General features: G+C 46.8%; 3 protein-coding genes and 1 tRNA gene. 3 read left to right on the top strand and 1 reads right to left on the bottom strand.

The window, feature by feature from the left end; translation table 11 throughout:
* Window positions 1-107 precede the first annotated feature (107 nt).
* Entirely contained in the window at window positions 108-1,991 is a 1,884-nt protein-coding gene (locus VN105_RS14680; protein WP_325642153.1) for a tetratricopeptide repeat-containing sensor histidine kinase, read from the top strand.
* Window positions 1,992-2,132: 141 nt separating this feature from the next.
* Here the strand turns inward: VN105_RS14680 and VN105_RS14675 are convergent, their stop codons facing one another.
* Window positions 2,133-4,910 (bottom strand): TonB-dependent receptor, encoded by a 2,778-nt coding sequence (locus tag VN105_RS14675; RefSeq protein WP_325642151.1) that lies wholly within the window; start codon window positions 4,908-4,910, stop codon window positions 2,133-2,135.
* 183 nt (window positions 4,911-5,093) lie between these two features.
* Between VN105_RS14675 and VN105_RS14670 the strand changes: the two genes are divergently transcribed.
* Complete coding sequence (locus tag VN105_RS14670) at window positions 5,094-5,780, top strand: DUF1345 domain-containing protein (protein ID WP_325642149.1); 687 nt, start codon at window positions 5,094-5,096, stop codon at window positions 5,778-5,780.
* A 112-nt stretch (window positions 5,781-5,892) separates the two neighbouring features.
* Window positions 5,893-5,964: transfer RNA gene (locus tag VN105_RS14665), tRNA-Glu, on the top strand.
* The last annotated feature ends 139 nt before the right edge of the window (window positions 5,965-6,103 follow it).

The raw sequence follows: 6,103 nt of genomic DNA, 5'->3' as shown, positions 1-6,103 counted from the left end.
AAAAACAATTTTTGGAAGGGTTACTAATTAGTTAAAAAGAATTGGTTCCCCTGTAACAACATTTTCTTCCCCCCTTTCCTATAAAAATCTTAAATTAACAGTAGACTTTGACCATCATCCTCATGAGCTTCTCCAAACTGGTATCCCTGCTCGTTCTGTACCTGTTCTTCTGCTCACTGGAAAACAGCGCCCTGGCACAATCCGCAATGATCAGGAAAGCACAGGGCGATTTGATTGCTATTAAAGACAGTGTTGCGTTTGCCGACAAGCTTAATCGCATAGGCATTCTTTTTTATCTGAAAGATGTTGACAGTTGCTTTTACTATGGCACAAAAGCGAAAGCACTCTCAGTGAGGCTGCGATACATTAAAGGCGAAACCGATGCCGATAACGTAATTGCCGCTGCGCTTTACTTTAAAGGGCTTTATAAGGAGGCACTGGAGCTGTTCAGCAAATGCCTGACGGCGTACCGGGAACTCGGTGACTCCTCCAATGTTGCCCAGGTGCTCTCAAATATGTCGACCGTATATACTGATATGGCCGACAGCCCCAAAGCTATCAGCTTTGCCCGCCAGGGTTTCGAGCTGGGGCAGCAACTGGAGGGCGACAGCATCCAGACCCTGCTCTATCTCAACTATTGCTTAGATCATCCTGAGCTGCCGGAAGATACCATCAGGCATTACCTGACCAAAGCACGGGCCATTGCGGACAAATATAACGACCAGCCCATGCAGTCACTGGCCATGCTTATGCTTCCCACCTACATGGTAGCTAATAACCGCAAACCCGAGGCGCTGCCACTGATCAGGGCCGCACTTGATCAGGCCCGTAATACGGGGATGGAATACCTGGAAATCAGCACGCTGATATTATATGGAGATTGCATGGAAAACAAACCAGACAGCGCACTGACTTACTATACGCTCGCATATAAAATTGCAGAGGAAAACGGCTATAAAAATTTTAGCACGCAATTGCTGAATGCTATTCTGAAAAACACAGAACTGATTGGCAACAAAGATCAGATTATACAGGCGCAAAAACTGATGGCGTCCGCACTGGAGACTGATAACAGTAACCTGAAGAAATTTATAGGCGATTATACTGTCTATAGTGCAATCAGGGAGCAGAACGATTTACTGGAAGCCGGTAACCAGGCCAAACTAACCCAGATATGGACGCTGGCTGGCATATGCTCCGTGGCTATACTGCTGCTGGCTTTTATTTACTACCAGTACCGGCGCTCCCGCCAGATGAATAAAATTATCTCGGACCAAAACCAACAGTTACAGAATACATTGGCCGCACTTGAACAAAGCCAGGCAGACAATACCCAGATGCTCAGAGTAGTAGCGCATGATCTCCGCAATCCTATAGGGGCCATGACCTCTATAGCCCACCTCATGCTGGACGAAGAGCCACGCAGCGACAATGACCGTATGTTGCTGGACCTGCTCAAAACTTCCGGGGAAAACTCACTTGAGCTCGTGAACGACCTTTTGCTCATGCATACGCGCACGGAGGAACTCACCAAAGAACCTGTAGACATGTACCAGCTGCTGCAATATTGTGTAGAACTGCTGCACTTTAAAGCAAAGGAAAAAAGGCAGCACATATCCCTGACGGCAGTGCATGTGATTGCTCATGTAAACCGGGAAAAGATCTGGCGCGTGATAAGCAACCTTATTACCAATGCGATCAAGTTCAGTCCCAATGGGGCCCGCATCTCGGTATTGCTGGAAGTGAAAACAGGTAAAGTACAAATCAGGGTGAAGGACGAAGGGATCGGTATACCTGAAGATATTAAAGACAATATCTTCGATATGTTCACTGTATCGCGCAGGCCCGGTACAGCAGGGGAGCAGTCATTTGGCCTTGGATTATCCATTTCACGGCAGATCGTAGAAGCGCATGACGGTGTTATCTGGTACGAAAGCACTCCCGGCGATGGCAGTATTTTCTTCGTGGAGCTGCCCCTGGAAACAGTTTGAATAACGGAACAGCGCCACTTTTGCATATCCGTGCAAACCAGCTGGCATCAGATGGCAACACAATATTATAATTGTGCGTGTTCACATTTTTTAGTTAAGGTAAATGCATCGCTGCATTTACCTTAACTAAAAAGCGAATAATTAAAAACTTAATGCCAGTCTCGCAAACAGGAAGCGGCCATTAAAGCCAAACTGCTGCGAGCTGCGGGAATAAAGGAACCGGCCGGAACTCTGGTTAGCTACAGATAACTCATCCGGGTATATATCCAGCAGGTTATTGGCGCCGATAGTGAGCCGTAACGCAGGAATAAAACTATAGCTTACGCTTGCATCTGTTACTACCTTGCCACTGTAAATATCCTGGTTAGCTACTGTATTGGTTGCTTCCTGTACCTTTCCGAAGTATACATTTCTCAGGAAGAATCCCCATTTCTGTATAGAATAATTAAGGGTGAGATTAGCCTTTGTCTGGGGTACTGAATTTTCAAGATAAATGCGGCTGGCCTCATCAAAGTAGGTGCTTTCTTTTCCTGCCAGTTGTGCAGAAGAATGAATAGGCCCTACCAGCGATGTTTTGGCAAAGGTGCCGGAAAGATCTGCCCTGAGGTGGCCTTTCCCGGGATGTAAAGTATAAGTGATCACTACATCCACACCTTTTGTTTCCGTGTTGATGGCATTGGCAAAGAAACGCGCCGTGGAAGCATTGGCAGAACGCAGAATGTTATATATTTCCTGTTCCTGCGGTGTGCCGTTTTGATTGCCGGAGAATTGCCCGGTGTATACAATACGGTCGTCTATCCGGATGAAATAGCCGTCTACCGTTAGTTTCAGGGGGCCGAGATTACTGGTGATACCGGCGCTGTAACTGTTGGAAGTTTCCTGTTTAAGTTTAGGAATGCCCAGCAAAGCAGCTACGCGGCTGTCGTTGGTAAAGGTGCCCGATTCTATAAAAGCACCGTCTGTAAAGATGCTGGAAGTAGCATTGAAATAACGCTGATGTAGGGAAGGCGCCCTGAATCCTGTGCTGGCGGCAGCTCTCAGCAGAAACTTCGGACTAAATTGATAGCGGCCTGCCAGTTTCCAGTTCAGCGTGGAACCAAAGTCGGAATAGTTTTCAAAGCGCAACGCCGCATCCAGCAGGAACTGTTTGGTGAAGTTTAATTCCACGTCGCCATATGCAGCAATGGACGTACGGGAGGCTTTGGTGGCATTGTCGGGGCTGAAGCCGGGAAAGCTTTGGGCGCCGCCTGCAAAAGGAGCGCCATTGGCAGCAAACCGGGTAGCTACATTTCCTTTCGGATCAGGTATCAGGATGGGCTTTCCTTGTGCATCCGTACCAATGTTAAGGGCATTGCCATAATTGACATAAGAAGAAGCTTCACCAGGAAGGATCTGGTAATTTTCATACCGGTGCTCCGCGCCAAACGCAACGTTGATACCACTGAGCGAATTATCAAAGAAACGGCTGAAATCAAGGTTGGTAGTGTTCTGCTGAAAGCGGTAACCACCAGCTTCGAAACTGGTGGGAGAAGCTTTTAACATAGAAGCGTTCAATGTTTGATCCACGCTGAAGTCTACACCGTTTTCACCAAACGTGTTACTGAAATCCACTTTCCATTCCCCCAGGCTGCCCCTGATACCTGCTGCCAGCGATTTATCGCGGTTATCGGTAACTATCAGCGGAAGAAAACCATTGGGGTAAATGGTGTCATTGTTTTGTGTAAGTTGCGATGGTGTACGGTAAAATGCAGCGGCTTCACCATGACGGTAGTTCAATCCCCCGAAGGCGTATATCTCTGCGTGCTCACTTACCGGTAGCGACGCATTCAGGAACAGGCTTCCTCCGCGGTTTGCAGCCTGCCCTATCCTTGAATTGAAATCGTTGCGTGTTAATCCCCGTTTAGCCAGTTCCTGGTCTGTAATATCCTTTCCGTTGGGAGAACCGGGAACATCTGCCAGTGCAGGGTCGTTATAGTCGTTAAAAATAGTGCCGCTGAAGGTGCCGGTACGGTTCGTATAATTGCGGTAATCATAGGAACCTGCCAGGTTAATGAAGCCGCCTTTGCTGCCAAGTGGCAACCCATAATTAATATTAGCCTGTACATTTTGTCCGTCCAGGTTATTCTCAGAAAGTTTCGATACATAACCGCCGGTAGATACGCTGGCATTTACTTTATTTACATCATCATTCAGGATGATGTTGATAACGCCGGCAATAGCGTCTGATCCATATTGTGCGGCGGCCCCGTCGCGCAATATTTCAATCCGTTTAATGGCAGCGGTAGGAATAGCATTGAGATCCGTGCCTACAGACCCTTTACCAAAGCTGCCGTTGATGTTTACAAGAGACGTGGTATGCCTTCTTTTACCATTGATGAGTACCAGTACCTGGTCCGGACCCAATCCGCGCAGGGAAGCGGGGTCAATGTGGTCTGTTCCGTCCGACAGTGATTGTGTATTGGAAGAGAAGGAGGGAGCCACATAATTCAGGATCTGGTTAATGGATACCTGCGGGGAATATTGCGCTACCTGTTTAACGTCTACCACATCTACAGGAACCGCGGTGGTAAGCTGACTACGGGGCGCACTCCTGGAACCCAGTACTACTACCTCGTTCAGATCATCGGTGGTAGACAGTGTAAAGTTGAGCGTTACTGGTCCGTTGGCTGTTACGATAACATTTTTTTCTACGGATTGATACCCGATGTAACTAACACTAAGCCGGTATTCTCCCGGCTGTACCTGTATTTTATAATGACCATCGGCATCTGTGGTGGCACCGGCGCTGCGGCCCACCAATCTTACGGAAGCGCCAACAAGCGGCTGTTTGCTGTCTCTTACGGTACCTTCTATCGTTTGTCCGTAAGTGGAATAGGAAATAAAAAACAATAACAGCAGGGCGTACAATTTTGGTTTCATAAACATTTTTTAAAGTGAGATAATTACTCAAGGGGTGGTGCTCTTCAAGTAATGAGGGTACACTAAAGTAGATAAATAGAATGACCTGAACAATAGTCTACTTAAATTATAGGATAATAATTTCTGATCAGGATAAGGATGCTTTGAAAATGAGGGTTATCTTTAATAATAAGTTTCCCTGTCATGAGAAAAAAGAAAGTTGCTTCCCTGTTGGTGAGTATGCATCCTTTGCAGCGCGTATTGGTGAGTGTAGGATTATCCGTTCTGGTACTGGCGGTGCTTTTACTGCTGAAAATAGCAGTACATCCGCTGGTATTATCTGCTATGCTATGGGATATTTTTGCGATCTCTTACATTGCTACCGGATGGATCGTATTCTTTAACCGTACCACGGACGAGATCCGTACATGGGCAAGAGTGGACGACGGCAGCCGGACTTTTGTTACGCTGACAGTAGTGGTGGCTTCTGTGGCAAGCCTGGTGCTGGTGCTGTTAATGATGCTGTCGAAAGAACTCACAGGGCTTTCAAAGATATTGTACCTGCCGGTAGCAGTTGCGGGTATGCTGGCCTCTTGGGCAATGGTACATACCATTCTCACTTTTCATTATACTCACCTCTACTACGACGACGATGAAAATGATAGTACCAAACATGCAGGCGGATTGGAATTTCCTCAGGAGAAGAAACCCGACTATCTCGATTTTGCCTACTTCGCCTTTGTGATTGGTATGACCTTCCAGGTATCAGATGTGGATATCACCGGCAGGGTGATCCGCCGTACAGCACTGGCACATGGTTTACTTTCTTTTTTGCTGAATACATTTGTGGTGGCATTAACCATAAACCTGATCGCAGGTCTGAAAGAATAGACTGGCATTATAATCACCGCTTTTTTCATAATCTTCTTACCTTTGATAAGGAATTGAAAAAAAGTTTTGGTTTGTAAAACATTTTCCTATCTTTGCAATCCCAAACGAAAACGCCGCGTTGGTCAAGGGGTTAAGACGCCTCCCTTTCACGGAGGAATCACGGGTTCGAATCCCGTACGTGGTACAAATAGGGTTTATCCCGAAAGAGCATAGGGCTCCTCGATGTAGAGGAGCCCTTTTGTTTTTCAGCATGTTAAACTGAAGCATGCAATCCGCAAACCGATTTTAATTTTGTTGCTCTTCCGCTAATTAGCACATCGGGT

The sequence above is a fragment of the Chitinophaga sp. genome, assembly GCF_035564935.1.
Classification (GTDB): Bacteria; Bacteroidota; Bacteroidia; order Chitinophagales; family Chitinophagaceae; genus Chitinophaga.
Note: the sequence above shows the minus strand (reverse complement) of the source record. Positions and strands in the feature narration are given on the sequence as shown.

What these genes read in the sequence shown, in the direction of transcription:
- VN105_RS14675 (WP_325642151.1), bottom strand. Translation starts at nt 4,910, where the DNA reads ATGAAACCAAAATTGTACGCCCTGCTGTTATTGTTTTTTATTTCCTAT.
- VN105_RS14670 (WP_325642149.1), top strand. Translation starts at nt 5,094, where the DNA reads ATGAGAAAAAAGAAAGTTGCTTCCCTGTTGGTGAGTATGCATCCTTTG.